The following is a 15,488-nucleotide window of genomic DNA, read 5'->3' on the forward strand; positions in this document are numbered from 1 at the left end:
TAAGCGAGGTAAGCCAGAGGACTGCCGCACGAATGATGGCGAGCATAAACGGCCGAAGATACAGGACTACGTAACATGTCTAAAATTTTTGATTTCGTAAAACCTGGCGTGATCACTGGTGATGACGTTCAGAAAGTGTTCCAGGTAGCTAAAGAAAATAACTTTGCTCTGCCAGCGGTTAACTGTGTGGGTACTGACTCCATCAACGCCGTTCTGGAAGCTGCTGCAAAAGTTCGTTCTCCGGTTATCGTTCAGTTCTCTAACGGCGGCGCTGCGTTTATCGCGGGCAAAGGCGTGAAAACTGACGTTCCTCAGGGCGCAGCAATCCTGGGTGCTATCTCTGGCGCACATCACGTTCACCAGATGGCCGCACACTACGGCGTGCCGGTTATTCTGCACACCGACCACTGCGCGAAGAAACTGCTGCCGTGGATCGACGGCCTGCTGGACGCGGGTGAGAAACACTTCGCTGCTACCGGCAAACCGCTGTTCTCTTCTCACATGATCGACCTGTCTGAAGAGTCTCTGCACGAAAACATCGAAATCTGCTCTAAATATCTGGCGCGCATGGCCAAAATGGACATGACTCTGGAAATCGAACTGGGTTGCACCGGTGGCGAAGAAGACGGCGTGGACAACAGCCACATGGACGCTTCTGCCCTGTACACTCAGCCGGAAGACGTTGATTACGCGTACACTGAACTGAGCAAAATCAGCCCGCGTTTCACCATCGCCGCTTCCTTCGGTAACGTACACGGCGTGTACAAGCCGGGTAACGTCGTGCTGACTCCGACCATCCTGCGCGATTCTCAGGAATATGTTTCTAAGAAACACAACCTGCCGCACAACAGCCTGAACTTCGTCTTCCACGGCGGTTCCGGTTCTTCCGCTCAGGAAATCAAAGACTCCGTAAGCTACGGCGTTATCAAAATGAACATCGATACCGATACCCAATGGGCAACCTGGGACGGTATCCTGCAGTACTACAAAACCAACGAAGCTTACCTGCAGGGCCAGCTGGGCAACCCGAAAGGCGAAGACCAGCCGAACAAGAAATACTACGATCCGCGCGTATGGCTGCGTGCTGCACAGACGTCCATGGTGACTCGTCTGGAGCAGGCATTTAAAGAGCTGAACGCGATCGACGTTCTGTAAGAAAAATCTGTTTCTTGCGCGAAAGCCCGCTGAATAGCGGGCTTTTTTTATGGCTGAACAATACGATATTTCGCCGAGAATTGTGATCAACTTGGCAAAACATGTGCATATTGTTTAACCTTAGTTAACCTGTCGTTGTACAGGTTTGGTTTTTTATTCCCCCTACGGGTATTCATAAGGAAGATTAAATGGAAGAGTTGAACGTTGGCGATAGCCTACACAACGCCAGTTCCTGGCTGGTGCGCAATCAGGAATTACTGCTGAGCTATGCCGTCAATATCGTTGCCGCTATCGCGATTATCATCATCGGTATGATTGTGGCACGGGTCATCTCTAATACGGTGAACCGACTGATGCTGGCGCGTAAGATTGATGCGACCGTTGCCGATTTTCTGTCCGCCCTGGTGCGCTATGCCGTTGTCGCGTTCACCCTGATTGCGGCATTAGGTCGCGTAGGCGTGCAGACGGCATCGGTGATCGCCGTCCTCGGTGCTGCCGGTTTAGCCGTAGGTCTGGCGCTGCAAGGATCGCTGTCTAACCTGGCCGCTGGCGTACTGCTGGTGATGTTCCGCCCGTTCCGCGCAGGTGAGTATGTCGATCTCGGTGGCGTCGCCGGTACGGTACTGAGCGTGCAGATTTTCTCTACGACCATGCGTACGGCCGACGGTAAAATTGTGGTGGTTCCGAACGGTAAAATTATCGCCGGCAATATCATTAACTTTTCCCGTGAGCCGGCGCGACGCAACGAATTTATTATCGGCGTCTCCTACGATGCCGATATCGATAAGGTCAAGCAGCTGCTCACCCGTATTATCGAATCGGAAGATCGTATCCTCAAAGATCGCGAAATGACCGTACGTCTGCATGAACTGGGGGCGTCGTCGGTGAACTATGTGGTGCGCGTCTGGAGTCTGAGCAGCGATCTGCAAAGCGTATACTGGGATGTGCTGGAGCGTATTAAACGCGAGTTTGACGCCAACGGCATCAGCTTCCCGTACCCGCAGATGGATGTTCATATGGTTCGTCCGCAGGAGAAAGTGGAGTAAGACCGCCGCCGATCCGGAGGCCAGCGATGCTGGCCTTTATTGCCACTTCTGTATTAGCTACTCTTATTAATGATTAAAATTATCAATTTCCTCTAATGATTTTATCGCGCTATATTCCTCTGCATTAACGACCTACCGGAAAAAACACCATGTTATCGTATTACTTTCAGGGGCTTGCCCTGGGAGCGGCTATGATTTTGCCGCTCGGGCCGCAAAATGCGTTTGTGATGAATCAGGGGATTCGCCGACAGTATCATTTGATGATCGCGTTCCTGTGCGCGTTGAGCGATCTGTTGCTGATTTGCGCCGGTATTTTTGGCGGTAGCGCATTGCTGATGCAGTCGCCGTGGCTGCTGGCGCTGGTCACCTGGGGGGGCGTGGCCTTTCTGCTCTGGTACGGTTTCGGCGCCTTGAGAACGGCGCTGAGCAGCAATCTGGAACTGGCCAGTGCGGAAGTCATGAAGCAGGGGCGCTGGAAAATTATCGTCACCATGCTGGCGGTCACCTGGCTTAACCCGCATGTCTATCTCGACACTTTCGTCGTGCTGGGCAGCCTGGGAGGTCAGCTGGCCGTGGAGCCTAAGCGCTGGTTTGCCTTAGGCACCATTAGCGCATCATTCCTGTGGTTCTTTGGCCTGGCCCTGCTGGCGGCGTGGCTGGCACCACGCTTACGTACCGCGCGAGCGCAGCGGATGATTAACGTGCTGGTTGGCCTGGTGATGTGGTTTATTGCGCTGCAGCTGGCGAAAGACGGTTTCCAGCATGTCCAGGCTCTGTTTTACCAGGCTTAGTCCGATGGACTTTCTCCGCGGACGCGTTAAGCTTGCAGACATGCGTCCGTAGACGGGCGACCCAATGTAAGATGGAGAAACGACAGTGAAGTTAAAACTCATGGCCCTGGCGGCAGCAATTGGATTGAGTGCGATGGCAGTACAGGCAAATGAATTGCCGAATGGCCCGCATATTGTAACTTCGGGTACCGCCAGCGTAGCCGCTGTGCCGGATATCGCCACCCTGGCGATTGAAGTGAACGTTGCAGCGAAAGACGCCGCGTCGGCGAAAAAGCAGGCCGACGATCGCGTGGCGCAGTATCTCTCTTTCCTCGAAAAGAACGGCATCGCCAAAAAAGATATTAACTCAGCCAACCTGCGCACCCAGCCTGATTACGACTATCAGAATGGCAAAAGCATCCTGAAAGGCTACCGCGCGGTGCGCACCGTCGAAGTGACGTTGCGTCAGCTGGACAAGCTGAACGGTCTGCTGGATGGCGCGCTGAAAGCGGGTCTGAATGAAGTTCGTTCTGTTTCGCTGGGCGTTGCGCAACCGGATGCCTATAAAGACAAAGCGCGTAAAGCGGCCATTGATGACGCGGTGCATCAGGCGCAAGAGCTGGCGTCAGGTTTCCATAGCAAGCTGGGACCGGTTTATAGCGTTCGCTACCATGTTTCGAACTATCAGCCGAGCCCGATGGTACGCATGATGAAGGCTGCCGATGCGGCCCCGGTTTCGGCGCAGGAAACCTACGAGCAGGCGACCATTCAGTTTGACGATCAGGTCGATGTTGTTTTTGAACTGCAGCCTGCTCAGCCAGCCCCGGCCCCCGCTGCGCCGGCTAAGCAGCCTGATGCGGGACAGTAAGCCATAAAATAAAAAGCCACTTCATCTAAAGTGGCTTTTTTTATCGCCAGCGCTTAGTCCTGACGCAGCACCTTGTGGCCGTAATCGATCAGTGCGTCGGTGACCCGGCGCATCATCCGGCTTTCCGGCGCGAAGCGATGCCAGTAGAGCATCCGACGCTGAAACAGTCCCGGCGTGAGGTCGATAAGCTCGCCGCTGTTGAGCTCTTTTTCAATCTGCAGATGCGGGATCATGCAGCAGGTCGTGCCCTGGCGCGCCAGCTGTACAAAGGCTTCCGAAGAGTTAACGATATGGCACGGGACGCTGCCCGGCGGCAAATCGAAGTTCTGCTGTAAAAACGCCTGATGCATATCATCCAGATGATCGAACGCGACAACCGGCGCTTTCAGCAGCGCCGAGCGGGTTACGCCATTAGGGAAATAGCGTTGCGCAAACTCTTTCGAGGCGACGAACAGATAGTCCAGCGCCCCGAGTTGATCCACCAGGCAGCTCGGCAACGCCTGCGGCTGGATACTCACTGCACCGACCACTTCACCGCGGCGTAAGCGTTCCTGAGTACGCGTTTCATCTTCCACCTGCAGATTGAGGCGGATAGGGGAGTCGGAAAGGACGTTAGACAGCGCGGGCAGCAGCCAGGTGGCCAGACTGTCGGCGTTGACCGCCAGCGACAGCAGCAGCGGCGTCGATCCGGTCTGTTCATCGCCCAGCCACTCCTCTTCCAGCAGCTCAACCTGACGCAGCAGGGCCAGCAGTTTCTGTCCTTGTTCGGTCGGACGCGGCGGCACGGTACGGACCAGCAGCGGTTGGCCGAACATATTTTCCAGCTGTTTAATACGCTGAGAGACGGCGGACTGTGTAATGCAGAGCTTCTGCGCGGCGCGCTCAAACCCACGTTCTCTTATTACCGCATCCAGCGCCTGTAGTGTTCTGTAGTCCGGTCGTTTCATTATTCTGGCGTACCCCTATCACTTTTCATTAACTCGCACTATGACATAAATTCGTTTTTGATGAAGATGAAAAATGGTCTGTTCAGTTGTGTGACCCTGCCGCAGGGACAATTCCCCCCCCGGTGTTCTATAATGCGCCACAGGTATTCACATCTCGGACCATAATCATGACGCAAGATGAACTGAAAAAAGCAGTAGGCTGGGCGGCATTGCAGTATGTACAACCGGGCACCATTGTCGGTGTCGGTACGGGTTCCACGGCCGCGCATTTTATCGATGCGCTGGGCACCATGAAAGGGCAGATTGAAGGCGCTGTTTCCAGCTCTGATGCCTCCACCGAAAAACTGAAAAGCCTCGGCATTCCGGTTTTCGATCTGAACAGCGTGGACCGCCTGGGGATCTATGTTGATGGCGCCGACGAGATTAACGGCCATATGCAGATGATCAAAGGCGGTGGGGCGGCGTTAACACGTGAAAAGATTATCGCCTCGGTAGCAGACAAGTTTATCTGCATCGCCGATGCCTCCAAGCAGGTGGATATTCTGGGCAAATTCCCGCTGCCGGTTGAAGTCATTCCGATGGCGCGTAGCGCCGTCGCGCGCGAGCTGGTGAAGCTGGGCGGCCGTCCGGAGTATCGCCAGGGGGTGGTGACCGATAACGGTAACGTGATTCTTGACGTGTTCGGCCTGGAAATTCTTGATGCCATCGCGCTGGAAAACAAAATTAACGGTATTCCTGGCGTCGTCACCGTCGGCCTGTTTGCCAACCGCGGCGCGGATGTGGCACTGATTGGAACCGCCGATGGCGTAAAAACCATCGTAAAATAATATTATCGGGGGAGCGAATGGCTCCCTCGCAAATATTTTTTCTCCAGGCCAAATTTGGTGACTTCTGTCACATTTATGCGGTCAGCCTTAGTAACAATCTACCTTTTCTTTTCTTTCTGGTGTTTTGTCCTGCCATTTCCCTCTGTGTGATATTTCTTCAGGTCGTCGACGCAAACGTTCATATTGCCGCGATAGTTTTTTTTGATATGTTGCTGAGAAGAACTTTCGTTCGGCACGACATCAGATAAGACAAAACAGGACGGGGAAATGGCTAAGGTATCACTGGAAAAAGACAAAATTAAGTTTCTGCTGGTTGAAGGTGTGCATCAAAAAGCGGTGGAGAATCTTCGCGCGGCAGGTTACACCAACATCGAATTTCATAAAGGCGCGCTGGACAGCGAAGAGCTGAAAGCGTCGATCCGTGATGCCCATTTCATTGGCCTGCGTTCCCGTACTCATCTGACGGAAGAGATCTTCGCCGCTGCGGAAAAACTGGTGGCGGTCGGCTGTTTCTGTATCGGCACCAACCAGGTTGATTTAGACGCGGCAGCGAAACGCGGGATTCCCGTTTTCAACGCGCCATTCTCAAATACCCGTTCCGTTGCCGAGCTGGTCATTGGCGAACTGCTGCTGATGCTGCGCGGCGTACCGGAAGCCAACGCGAAAGCGCACCGCGGCGTGTGGAACAAGCTGGCGGTCGGCAGTTTTGAAGCGCGTGGTAAAAAACTGGGGATTATCGGCTACGGGCACATCGGCACGCAGCTGGGTATTCTGGCTGAATCTCTGGGGATGCACGTCTATTTCTATGATATCGAAAGCAAACTGCCGCTGGGCAATGCTACTCAGGTCCAGCACCTCTCTGACCTGCTGAATATGAGCGATGTGGTCAGTCTGCATGTGCCGGAAAACGCCTCCACCAAAAATATGATGGGCGTAGAAGAGCTGGCGCTGATGAAGCCAGGCGCGCTGCTGATCAACGCCTCGCGCGGTACGGTCGTGGATATTCCGGCGCTGTGCGATGCGCTGGCGCGTAAGCACCTGGCGGGGGCCGCGATTGACGTCTTCCCGACCGAACCAGCGACCAACAGCGATCCGTTCAGCTCGCCGCTGTGTGAGTTTGACAACGTGATCCTGACGCCGCACATCGGCGGTTCCACTCAGGAAGCGCAGGAGAATATCGGTCTGGAAGTGGCCGGTAAGCTGGCGAAGTATTCCGATAACGGTTCGACCCTCTCTGCGGTGAACTTCCCGGAAGTGTCGCTGCCGCTGCACGGCGGTCGTCGTTTGCTGCACATCCACGAAAACCGCCCGGGCGTGCTGACCGCTATCAACCAGATCTTTGCCGCACAGAGCATCAACATTGCTGCACAGTATCTGCAAACCACGCCGCAGATGGGCTACGTGGTTATTGATATTGAGGCCGAAGAAGATGTGGCTCAGCAGGCGCTGCAGGCCATGAAGGCGATCCCGGGCACCATCCGCGCTCGTCTGCTGTTCTGATTGACGAAAGGATCCCTGCGGGGATCCCTTTAAATGATGAGCACATCGCTACAGAATACCGGTGTCTTCCTGCTGCTGCTGATCCTGGCATGGACGGGGTTGGGCACCCACGATAGCCTCACCTGGCTGATGGAAGTGACGCCGGTCATTATCATCGTTCCGCTGCTGCTTGTGACGCGTTCACGCTACCCGCTCACGCCGCTTCTCTACACGCTTATCTTCTTCCACGCCATTATTTTGATGGTAGGGGGAATGTATACGTATGCGAAAGTACCGATTGGATTTGATGTGCAGGCGTGGCTGAATTTAAGTCGTAACCCGTACGATAAGCTTGGCCACTTTTTCCAGGGGTTGGTTCCGGCGCTGGCGGCGCGGGAAATTCTACTGCGCGGCGGCTATGTGCGCGGGCGCAAGATGCTTTCATTTCTGGTGTGCTGCATTGCGCTGGCGATCAGCGCCACCTACGAGCTTATCGAATGGTGGGCGGCACTGGCGATGGGGCAAGGGGCGGATGATTTTCTCGGCACCCAGGGCGATCCGTGGGACACGCAGTCGGATATGTTCTGCGCGCTGCTGGGGGCGCTGACGACGATCTTGTTACTGAGCGGATGGCATAACCGGCAACTGAAGAAGCTCGGGACGCCTTAGCTTACGGCCACTGCCACAGCGCCGAGGGAGTAATCACCGCGGGCAGCGGAATATCCCAGTGCTCGGTTGGCAGCGCGTCGACCTGCTGGCAATCGTGGGCATAGCCAACAGGCTGCAGGGAATAATCCTGCCAGTTCTGCAATGTTCTGTCGTAGAAGCCGCCTCCCATTCCCAGCCGCTGTCCGGCGACATCAAAGGCAACCAGCGGGACTATCAGTACATCGAGCTGGCTTAGCGGCAGGACGTCGCGTACATCGAGCTTCGGCTCGTCGATTTTCAGCCGGTTGGTCACCAGTTCACTACGCGGGTGATAGTGCAAAAACAGCAGATTTCCCGGGCTGAACGGGTGGAGTACGGGCAGATAAACCTGCTTGCCGGCCTGCCACAGCCGATCGATCAGCGGTCGGGTATCGAGTTCGCCATCAAATGACAGAAACAGAGCGACGGTTTGCGCCTGTGCGACGGGCGGGTATGCCATCACGCGATCGGCACCCTGTCGGGCGAACTGCGCCTGCTGTTCTGCCGTCAGCGCGCGGCGTTGCTGGCGAATCTGTTGACGAATCCGCTGTCGGGTAGTTTGCGTGTCAGAAAGTTGAGTCATGACGGGTCGCCTGATTTAGCATGAGCACGGTAATACGTGGGTCAGTTGCATGTTGGCGTAGTGTAATACACAAGGTGATAAAAACCGAAAAGGAAGCCACGAGGGATGGAACTGAAAAGAAGGGAATCTCCGAGATGCCGCCGCAGGCTGTAACCCTTGAACCCTTGGTTCAAGGTGAATGCGTCGTCACAGTTTTAAGGCTTCTCGGACGGACCGAGCATGCTCACCAACCATGGAGCGCCACATTCTTGTGGTATGAAATATCGGCTCAGGGGACTGGCCCGCTTGCAAACATCTCAGAGAAATTTTGTTCTTGCGCTTACTCTAACACAGTTAATTGCAAAGTGTTATTCAAACTTCGGCCCGGTTCTTTCGCTTATGCGACCTTGCTCAAGCAACGCTTGTTCGATGGTCTGCTGAAGCATCCGAATACGCTGTTCCATGCTGGAGGCGTAATCGCGGGTTTTCGCTTTTTCCTGAGTCAACTCATAGCTGATGTTCAACGCGGCGATGAAGACCAGCTGCTCAGTATTTGTGACTCTAGTGCGTTCTTTTAAATCTTGCAACCGCTGATTCAGGTCATCAGCTGCCTGATTCAAGGCATCCCTTTGTTCAGGCGGGCAATTCACGCGGAGTGAACGGCCAAAAATTTGGAGATCGACGGGTTGTGCAGACATGCCACCTTCCTGCTGATTGACTGCGCGGCCTTCACGCCCGAATCCGGGACTGCAAAGGGGCGACACTATAGCTACCCTGGTGCGAAGGTACAAGCCCTATTCTGGTTCACCAGGGTCCAAAGTGGTAGCATACCATGAATATTCCTCCCAACGATGACGAATGCGCATGTCTATACAGAACGAAATGCCTGGTTACAACGCCGTAGACCAGTTACTGAACCAACAGGGCGTGGGCTTAACCCCGGCCGAAATGCACGGTTTGATCAGTGGGATCCTGTGCGGCGGCAATAAAGACAGCAGCTGGCAACCGCTGGTGCACGACCTGACTAACGAAGGCCTCGCATTTGGTCACGAGCTGGCCGAGTCTCTGCGCACCATACATTCCGTGACCAGCGACTCGCTGGAAGACGACGGTTTCTTGTTTCAGCTCTATTTACCGGAAGGTGACGCGGTAAGCGTGTTTGAACGCGCCGACGCGCTGGCCGGTTGGGTTAACCATTTCCTGCTCGGTCTGGGCGTCACGCAGCCTAAACTGGATAAAATCAAAGACGAAACCGGCGAAGCTATCGACGACCTGCGTAACATTGCGCAACTGGGGTACGACGAAGACGAAGATCAGGAAGAGCTGGAGATGTCGTTGGAAGAGATTATCGAGTACGTGCGCGTCGCTGCGCTGCTGTGCCACGAAACCTTTTCTCGCCAGCAGCCAACCGCACCGGAAGTTCGCAAGCCAACATTACACTAATGATAATTTGTTGAGGGGGCGTCATGACACAGCAGGAATTTCTTTCTCGTCGCCAGGCATTGCTGGCGCAGATGCAGCCAGGCAGCGCCGCGCTGATTTTCGCCGCACCGGAAGCGGTCCGCAGCGCAGATTCAGAATACCCCTACCGGCAGAACAGCGATTTTTGGTACTTCACGGGATTTAATGAGCCGGAAGCCCTGCTGGTGTTGATTAAAAGCGACGACACCCACAACCATAGCGTGCTGTTTAACCGCGTCCGCGATCTGACCGCAGAGATCTGGTTCGGCCGTCGTCTGGGACAGGAGGCCGCGCCATCGAAGCTGGGCGTCGACCGCGCTCTGGCGTTCAGCGAAATTAACCAGCAGCTGTTCCAGCTGCTTAACGGCCTCGATGCGATCTATTTTGCCCAGGGCGAATATGCCTACGCTGACAAAATCGTCTTCAACGCGCTGGAAAAACTGCGTAAAGGCGGGCGCCAGAATCTGCAGGCGCCCGGCTCTGTGATTGACTGGCGGCCGATGGTGCATGAGATGCGCCTGTTTAAATCGCCGGAAGAGCTGGAGGTGATGCGCCGCGCTGGTGAAATTTCCGCGCTGGCTCATACCCGCGCAATGCAGAAATGCCGTCCGGGCATGTTCGAATACCAGCTGGAAGGGGAAATTCTGCATGAATTCAACCGCCACGGCGCCCGTTTCCCCTCCTATAACACCATCGTGGGCGGTGGGGAAAACGGCTGTATTCTCCATTACACGGAAAACGAATCCGAGCTGCGCGATGGCGATTTGGTGCTGATTGACGCCGGCTGTGAATACCGCGGCTATGCGGGCGATATCACCCGCACCTTCCCGGTAAACGGGAAATTCAGCCCGGCGCAGCGCGAGATTTACGATATTGTCCTCGAGTCGCTGGAAACCGCGCTGGAGCTTTACCGTCCTGGCACCTCCATTCAGCAGGTTAACCAGCAGGTGGTGCGCATTATGATCACCGGTCTGGTGCGCCTCGGCATCCTGAAAGGGGAGGTTGACGAGCTGATGGAGAACAACGCCCACCGTCCATACTTTATGCATGGTCTGAGCCACTGGCTGGGACTCGATGTCCATGATGTTGGCCGCTACGATGTCGATCGCTCGCGTCTCCTTGAGCCGGGCATGGTATTGACCGTTGAACCGGGTCTCTATATTGCCGCCGACGCCGACGTGCCGCCACAGTATCGCGGCATCGGCGTGCGTATTGAAGACGATATCGTCATTACCGAAGACGGCAACGAAAACCTCACCGCCGGCGTGGTGAAAAAAGCCGACGATATTGAGGCGCTGATGGCGGCGGCGCGGCGGTCATGAGCATCCTGATCGTTGGCGGGGGGATGACCGGGGCAACCCTGGCGTTAGCAATCTCGCGCTTAACCCACGGCGCGCTGCCGGTACATCTGGTCGAGGCGGCGCAGCCGGATTCGTCGCTGCATCCGGGGTTTGATGCCCGCGCGATTGCGCTGGCGGCGGGGACCTGCCAGCAGCTGGCGCGTACCGGCATCTGGCAAGGCATTGCCGATTGCGCGACGCCGATTCAGCGTGTTCACGTCAGCGACCGCGGACATGCGGGATTCGTGACCCTTGATGCGCAGGATTACGGCCTGGCGGCGCTTGGCCAGGTGGTAGAATTGCACGATATCGGCCAGCGATTGTTTGCGCAACTGCGCGAAGCGCCGGGCATTACCTTACACTGCCCGGCGAAAGTCGAAGACGTCACCCGGTGGCAGGAGGGAGTCAGCATCACCCTGGATAGCGGCGAGACGATCGAAGGCCGGCTGCTGGTTGCCGCCGATGGTTCGCGCTCCACGCTGGGCGCCCGCTGCGGCATGAGCTGGCAGCAGCAGCCTTACGAGCAGCTGGCGATTATTGCCAACGTCAGCACGGCGTTGCCCCATGAAGGGCGTGCCTTTGAACGCTTCACCGAACATGGTCCGCTGGCCATGCTGCCGATGTCACACGGACGCTGTTCGTTGGTATGGTGTCACCCGCAGTCGCGGCGCGATGAGGTCCTGGGTTGGTCCGATGCGCAATTTTGCGAGCAGCTGCAGCAGGCATTTGGCTGGCGGCTGGGGCGCATCACGCATGCCGGGAAGCGCAGCGTTTATCCCTTGACGTTGACCACCGCTATGCGCCCGGTTTCCCATCGCCTGGCACTGGTCGGTAATGCGGCGCAGACGCTGCATCCCATCGCCGGGCAGGGCTTTAATCTCGGTCTGCGGGATGTGATGAGCCTGGCGGAAACGCTGGCGCAGGCCTGCGCTAACGGGCAGGACCCCGGCGATTACTCACTTCTTTGTCACTATCAGGCGCGGCGAGCGGATGATAAGGCCGCGACTATCGGCGTGACCGATGGGCTGGTGCATCTGTTTGCTAATCGTTGGGCGCCGCTGGTGGCGGGGCGTAACGTGGGTCTGATGGCGATGGAATTATTTACCCCGGCGCGTGACGCGCTGGCGCAGCGTACCCTTGGTTGGGTTCCTCGTTAAGGAGTTGAACGTGCAAAGTGTTGATGTTGCCATTGTTGGCGGTGGCATGGTGGGCCTGGCGGTAGCCTGCGGTTTGCAGGGGAGCGGGCTGCGGGTTGCGGTGCTGGAACAAGCCGAGCCGCAGCCGTTAAACGCCGATGCGCCGCCGGCGCTGCGGGTATCAGCCATTAACGCCGCCAGCGAAAAACTGCTGACCCGGCTGGATGTCTGGCCGGAGATTATCGCCCGGCGCGCCAGCTGTTATCACGGTATGGAAGTGTGGGATAAGGACAGCTTTGGCCACATCAGCTTTGATGACCAGAGTATGGGCTTCAGCCACCTTGGCCATATTATTGAAAATGCGATCGTTCATCATGCGCTGTGGCAAAAGGCGCAGCGTTGCGCCGACGTCACGCTGCTGGCCCCGGCTCAGCTGCAGCAGGTGGCGTGGGGAGAAAACGAAGCATTTCTCAGCTTGCAGGATGGCAAGATGCTGACCGCCAGGCTGGTGGTCGGCGCCGACGGAGCAAACTCCTGGTTGCGCAACAAAGCGGATATACCGCTGACGTTCTGGGACTACCGCCATCATGCGCTGGTTGCCACTATCCGAACCGAAGAACCGCATCAGGCGATTGCCCGTCAGGCGTTTCACGGCGACGGCATTCTGGCGTTTCTGCCGCTGAACGATCCGCATCTGTGTTCGATCGTCTGGTCGCTGTCGCCGCAGGAAGCACAGCGGATGCAGCTGGCCGACGAGGCGGTGTTTAATCAGGCGCTGAATATTGCCTTCGATAACCGGCTTGGCCTGTGCCAGCTTGCAAGCGAGCGTCAGACTTTCCCGTTGACCGGTCGCTACGCGCGCCAGTTCGCCGCGCATCGTCTGGCGCTGGTTGGCGATGCCGCGCACACTATCCACCCGCTGGCCGGCCAGGGGGTAAATCTGGGCTTTATGGATGCAGCGGAACTGATCGATGAACTCCGTCGTCTGCATGCGCAGGGCAAGGATATTGGTCAGTACCTGTATCTGCGTCGCTATGAACGTAGCCGTAAGCACAGCGCCGCGCTGATGCTGGCGGGGATGCAGGGCTTCCGCGAAATGTTCTCTGGCAGCCACCCGGCGAAGAAACTGCTGCGCGATATTGGCCTCAAACTGGCGGATACGCTACCGGGCGTCAAACCGCAGTTGATTCGCCAGGCCATGGGCTTAAACGATCTTCCTGCCTGGTTACGTTAAGCGCGTCACACTTCTCTCTCCCGGCCCCGGCGCCGGGTTTTCTCCTCTCATTTGAAATAATCTAATCTCACCCATTTTTTCGCATTAGTTTTATTAATGCCTCTCTTTTTTTGCAACAGAAAACAGGCCTCTTTTTTCGCATAAAATACCATCATGCTCGGTAATATCAGGCCATGATGTTAATTTTATGTGGCATAAATCGCTTTTTTCCAGTCAATAACTCTGTAGTCTTTTTGGCGACTTTTAGTCATAAGCTAATGTGATGTCCTGATTTAGCTTATGGTTTAGCGCCGGGTTCGGTGGTAAGTTCAGGCAAAAGAGAACGTTTGCGTCGGTGCCCGGAGATGGCGCCGACGGCGGATTTCGTGGTGCGAAATCGCCCCAATGACATCGCCCAACCCAGTAGCGGGTTCCGTTTTATTCGATGAGGAAAAGATGGCTCAACAGACTCCGTTGTATGAACAACACACGCTGTGCGGCGCTCGCATGGTGGACTTCCATGGCTGGATGATGCCGCTACATTACGGTTCCCAGATTGATGAGCACCACGCGGTGCGGGGCGACGCCGGTATGTTCGATGTCTCGCACATGACCATCGTCGACTTCCACGGCAGCCGCATCCGGGAGTTTCTGCGCTATCTGCTGGCTAACGATGTCGCGAAGCTGACGGTACCCGGCAAAGCGCTGTATACCGGTATGCTTACCGCATCAGCCGGCGTCATCGATGACCTGATTGTCTATTTCCTTACCGAAGATTATTTCCGCCTCGTTGTTAACTCCGCCACCCGTGAAAAAGACCTCGCCTGGATTACTCAACAGGCTGAACCCTATGGTCTTGAAATGACCGTCCGTGACGATCTTTCGCTGATTGCCGTACAGGGGCCACAGGCGAAAGCGAAAGCGGCAACCCTGTTCACCGACGCACAGCGTCAGGCCGTAGAAGGGATGAAACCGTTCTTTGGCGTGCAGGCCGGCGATCTGTTTATTGCGACCACCGGTTATACCGGTGAAGCCGGGTACGAAATCGCCATGCCGAATGAGCAGGCTGCTGATTTCTGGCGTGGCCTGCTGGATGCAGGCGTGAAGCCGTGCGGTCTGGGCGCTCGCGATACCTTGCGTCTGGAAGCGGGGATGAACCTGTATGGCCAGGAGATGGATGAAAGCATCTCTCCGCTGGCTGCAAATATGGGCTGGACCATTGCCTGGGAACCGGCAGATCGCGCGTTCATCGGCCGCGAAGCGCTGGAGCTGCAGCGTGAAAAAGGTACCGAGCAGCTGGTGGGTCTGGTGATGACCGAGAAAGGCGTCCTGCGCGGCGGTTTGCCGGTGCGCTTTAGCGATGCAGACGGTAATCAGAAAGAAGGTATTATCACCAGCGGCACCTTCTCCCCGACGCTGGGCTACAGTATCGCGCTGGCGCGCGTACCGGCCGGTATCGGCGAGACGGCCATTGTGCAGATTCGCAACCGCGAAATGCCGGTAAAAGTGACTAAACCTGTTTTTGTACGCAACGGCAAAGCCGTGGTGTGATTCCCCCTTTTTGGAGATTAATTGATGAGCAACGTACCAGCAGAACTGAAATACAGTAAAGAACACGAATGGCTGCGCAAAGAAGCTGACGGCACCTACACCGTCGGGATCACCGAACATGCCCAGGAACTGCTTGGCGATATGGTTTTCGTCGATCTGCCGGACGTTGGCGCAACCGTTGAAGCGGGTGACGACTGCGCGGTTGCCGAGTCGGTGAAAGCTGCTTCGGATATTTATGCCCCGATTAGCGGCGAGATTGTGGCGGTGAACGAAGAGCTCAACGACTCTCCGGAGCTGGTGAACAGCGACCCGTACGCGGACGGCTGGATCTTTAAAATTAAGGCCAGCGATGAAGCGCAGGTTGCGGCTCTGCTTGACGCGGACGCCTATGCGGCGCTGCTGGAAAACGAGTAAATATCTTGCCCCTTCACGCTGCGGGCATCTGC

The 15,488-nt window shown here is 56.2% G+C and carries 16 protein-coding genes and 1 other RNA gene; 13 read left to right on the forward strand and 4 right to left on the reverse strand.

Features of this window, described 5'->3' with window-relative positions:
* The first annotated feature begins 75 nt into the window (after positions 1-75).
* The 4 genes from fbaA to Q1L34_RS04045 all read left to right on the forward strand — a co-directional run bounded on the left by fbaA (position 76) and on the right by Q1L34_RS04045 (position 3,839).
* Positions 76-1,155 carry a class II fructose-bisphosphate aldolase gene (fbaA, locus tag Q1L34_RS04030; RefSeq protein WP_004867428.1) on the forward strand — a complete coding sequence of 360 codons (1,080 nt, stop codon included), beginning with the start codon at positions 76-78 and terminating at the stop codon, positions 1,153-1,155.
* 188 nt (positions 1,156-1,343) lie between these two features.
* Complete coding sequence (gene mscS / locus Q1L34_RS04035; protein ID WP_004867425.1) at positions 1,344-2,201, forward strand: small-conductance mechanosensitive channel MscS; 858 nt, start codon at positions 1,344-1,346, stop codon at positions 2,199-2,201.
* Positions 2,202-2,350: 149 nt separating this feature from the next.
* The gene (argO, locus tag Q1L34_RS04040; protein ID WP_015585768.1) at positions 2,351-2,992 is read left to right on the forward strand and encodes an arginine exporter ArgO; all 642 of its coding nucleotides are present in this window, start codon (positions 2,351-2,353) and stop codon (positions 2,990-2,992) included.
* Between the two features lie 85 nt (positions 2,993-3,077).
* Complete coding sequence (locus Q1L34_RS04045; RefSeq protein ID WP_162660741.1) at positions 3,078-3,839, forward strand: oxidative stress defense protein; 762 nt, start codon at positions 3,078-3,080, stop codon at positions 3,837-3,839.
* A 53-nt stretch (positions 3,840-3,892) separates the two neighbouring features.
* On the opposite strand, the gene argP is transcribed toward Q1L34_RS04045, so the two are convergent.
* Positions 3,893-4,786, reverse strand: a complete 894-nt coding sequence (gene argP / locus Q1L34_RS04050) for a DNA-binding transcriptional regulator ArgP (protein ID WP_004867418.1) — start codon at positions 4,784-4,786, stop codon at positions 3,893-3,895.
* Between the two features lie 167 nt (positions 4,787-4,953).
* Between argP and rpiA the strand changes: the two genes are divergently transcribed.
* The 3 genes from rpiA (at position 4,954) to Q1L34_RS04065 (ending at position 7,761) form a co-directional block, all read left to right on the forward strand.
* Entirely contained in the window at positions 4,954-5,613 is a 660-nt protein-coding gene (gene rpiA, locus Q1L34_RS04055) for a ribose-5-phosphate isomerase RpiA (RefSeq protein WP_004867416.1), read from the forward strand.
* Between the two features lie 267 nt (positions 5,614-5,880).
* Positions 5,881-7,113: a phosphoglycerate dehydrogenase gene (serA, locus tag Q1L34_RS04060; RefSeq protein ID WP_004867414.1), complete on the forward strand. Its 1,233-nt coding sequence runs from the start codon at positions 5,881-5,883 to the stop codon at positions 7,111-7,113.
* A 33-nt stretch (positions 7,114-7,146) separates the two neighbouring features.
* Positions 7,147-7,761 carry a DUF2238 domain-containing protein gene (locus Q1L34_RS04065; RefSeq protein WP_032690801.1) on the forward strand — a complete coding sequence of 205 codons (615 nt, stop codon included), beginning with the start codon at positions 7,147-7,149 and terminating at the stop codon, positions 7,759-7,761.
* 1 nt (position 7,762) lies between these two features.
* Here the strand turns inward: Q1L34_RS04065 and Q1L34_RS04070 are convergent, their stop codons facing one another.
* From Q1L34_RS04070 to zapA, 3 genes are all read right to left on the reverse strand, one after another.
* Entirely contained in the window at positions 7,763-8,362 is a 600-nt protein-coding gene (locus Q1L34_RS04070; protein WP_015585771.1) for a 5-formyltetrahydrofolate cyclo-ligase, read from the reverse strand.
* 122 nt (positions 8,363-8,484) lie between these two features.
* Positions 8,485-8,668: non-coding RNA, 6S RNA (gene ssrS / locus Q1L34_RS04075), on the reverse strand.
* Between the two features lie 41 nt (positions 8,669-8,709).
* The gene (gene zapA / locus Q1L34_RS04080; protein ID WP_004867406.1) at positions 8,710-9,039 is read right to left on the reverse strand and encodes a cell division protein ZapA; all 330 of its coding nucleotides are present in this window, start codon (positions 9,037-9,039) and stop codon (positions 8,710-8,712) included.
* Positions 9,040-9,205: 166 nt separating this feature from the next.
* On the opposite strand from zapA, the gene Q1L34_RS04085 reads away from it, so the two are divergent.
* The 6 genes from Q1L34_RS04085 (at position 9,206) to gcvH (ending at position 15,456) form a co-directional block, all read left to right on the forward strand.
* Positions 9,206-9,784, forward strand: a complete 579-nt coding sequence (locus tag Q1L34_RS04085; protein ID WP_015585772.1) for a YecA/YgfB family protein — start codon at positions 9,206-9,208, stop codon at positions 9,782-9,784.
* Positions 9,785-9,807: 23 nt separating this feature from the next.
* Complete coding sequence (gene pepP / locus Q1L34_RS04090; protein ID WP_327204365.1) at positions 9,808-11,124, forward strand: Xaa-Pro aminopeptidase; 1,317 nt, start codon at positions 9,808-9,810, stop codon at positions 11,122-11,124.
* On the forward strand, positions 11,121-12,299 hold the full coding sequence (gene ubiH, locus Q1L34_RS04095; protein ID WP_032718227.1) for a 2-octaprenyl-6-methoxyphenyl hydroxylase: 1,179 nt from the start codon (positions 11,121-11,123) through the stop codon (positions 12,297-12,299). Before pepP ends, ubiH begins: the two co-directional genes overlap by 4 nt.
* Positions 12,300-12,309: 10 nt before the next feature.
* A complete protein-coding gene (ubiI, locus tag Q1L34_RS04100; RefSeq protein ID WP_004867398.1) occupies positions 12,310-13,512 on the forward strand; it encodes an FAD-dependent 2-octaprenylphenol hydroxylase in 1,203 nt (400 codons plus the stop codon).
* Positions 13,513-13,947: 435 nt separating this feature from the next.
* Complete coding sequence (gene gcvT, locus Q1L34_RS04105) at positions 13,948-15,042, forward strand: glycine cleavage system aminomethyltransferase GcvT (protein ID WP_015585775.1); 1,095 nt, start codon at positions 13,948-13,950, stop codon at positions 15,040-15,042.
* Positions 15,043-15,066: 24 nt separating this feature from the next.
* On the forward strand, positions 15,067-15,456 hold the full coding sequence (gcvH, locus tag Q1L34_RS04110; protein ID WP_004867393.1) for a glycine cleavage system protein GcvH: 390 nt from the start codon (positions 15,067-15,069) through the stop codon (positions 15,454-15,456).
* Positions 15,457-15,488: the final 32 nt, after the last annotated feature.

Origin of the sequence: Klebsiella ornithinolytica, from assembly GCF_030505655.1 — a bacterium.
GTDB lineage: Bacteria > Pseudomonadota > Gammaproteobacteria > Enterobacterales > Enterobacteriaceae > Klebsiella > Klebsiella ornithinolytica.

Excerpts from the sequence above, each read along its gene's own strand:
- serA (WP_004867414.1), top strand. The coding sequence starts at position 5,881 with ATGGCTAAGGTATCACTGGAAAAAGACAAAATTAAGTTTCTGCTGGTT.
- mscS (WP_004867425.1), top strand. The coding sequence starts at position 1,344 with ATGGAAGAGTTGAACGTTGGCGATAGCCTACACAACGCCAGTTCCTGG.
- Q1L34_RS04085 (WP_015585772.1), top strand. The coding sequence starts at position 9,206 with ATGTCTATACAGAACGAAATGCCTGGTTACAACGCCGTAGACCAGTTA.
- argP (WP_004867418.1), bottom strand. The coding sequence starts at position 4,786 with ATGAAACGACCGGACTACAGAACACTACAGGCGCTGGATGCGGTAATA.
- rpiA (WP_004867416.1), top strand. The coding sequence starts at position 4,954 with ATGACGCAAGATGAACTGAAAAAAGCAGTAGGCTGGGCGGCATTGCAG.
- Q1L34_RS04065 (WP_032690801.1), top strand. The coding sequence starts at position 7,147 with ATGATGAGCACATCGCTACAGAATACCGGTGTCTTCCTGCTGCTGCTG.
- gcvT (WP_015585775.1), top strand. The coding sequence starts at position 13,948 with ATGGCTCAACAGACTCCGTTGTATGAACAACACACGCTGTGCGGCGCT.
- zapA (WP_004867406.1), bottom strand. The coding sequence starts at position 9,039 with ATGTCTGCACAACCCGTCGATCTCCAAATTTTTGGCCGTTCACTCCGC.
- pepP (WP_327204365.1), top strand. The coding sequence starts at position 9,808 with ATGACACAGCAGGAATTTCTTTCTCGTCGCCAGGCATTGCTGGCGCAG.
- argO (WP_015585768.1), top strand. The coding sequence starts at position 2,351 with ATGTTATCGTATTACTTTCAGGGGCTTGCCCTGGGAGCGGCTATGATT.
- fbaA (WP_004867428.1), top strand. The coding sequence starts at position 76 with ATGTCTAAAATTTTTGATTTCGTAAAACCTGGCGTGATCACTGGTGAT.
- ubiH (WP_032718227.1), top strand. The coding sequence starts at position 11,121 with ATGAGCATCCTGATCGTTGGCGGGGGGATGACCGGGGCAACCCTGGCG.
- gcvH (WP_004867393.1), top strand. The coding sequence starts at position 15,067 with ATGAGCAACGTACCAGCAGAACTGAAATACAGTAAAGAACACGAATGG.
- Q1L34_RS04070 (WP_015585771.1), bottom strand. The coding sequence starts at position 8,362 with ATGACTCAACTTTCTGACACGCAAACTACCCGACAGCGGATTCGTCAA.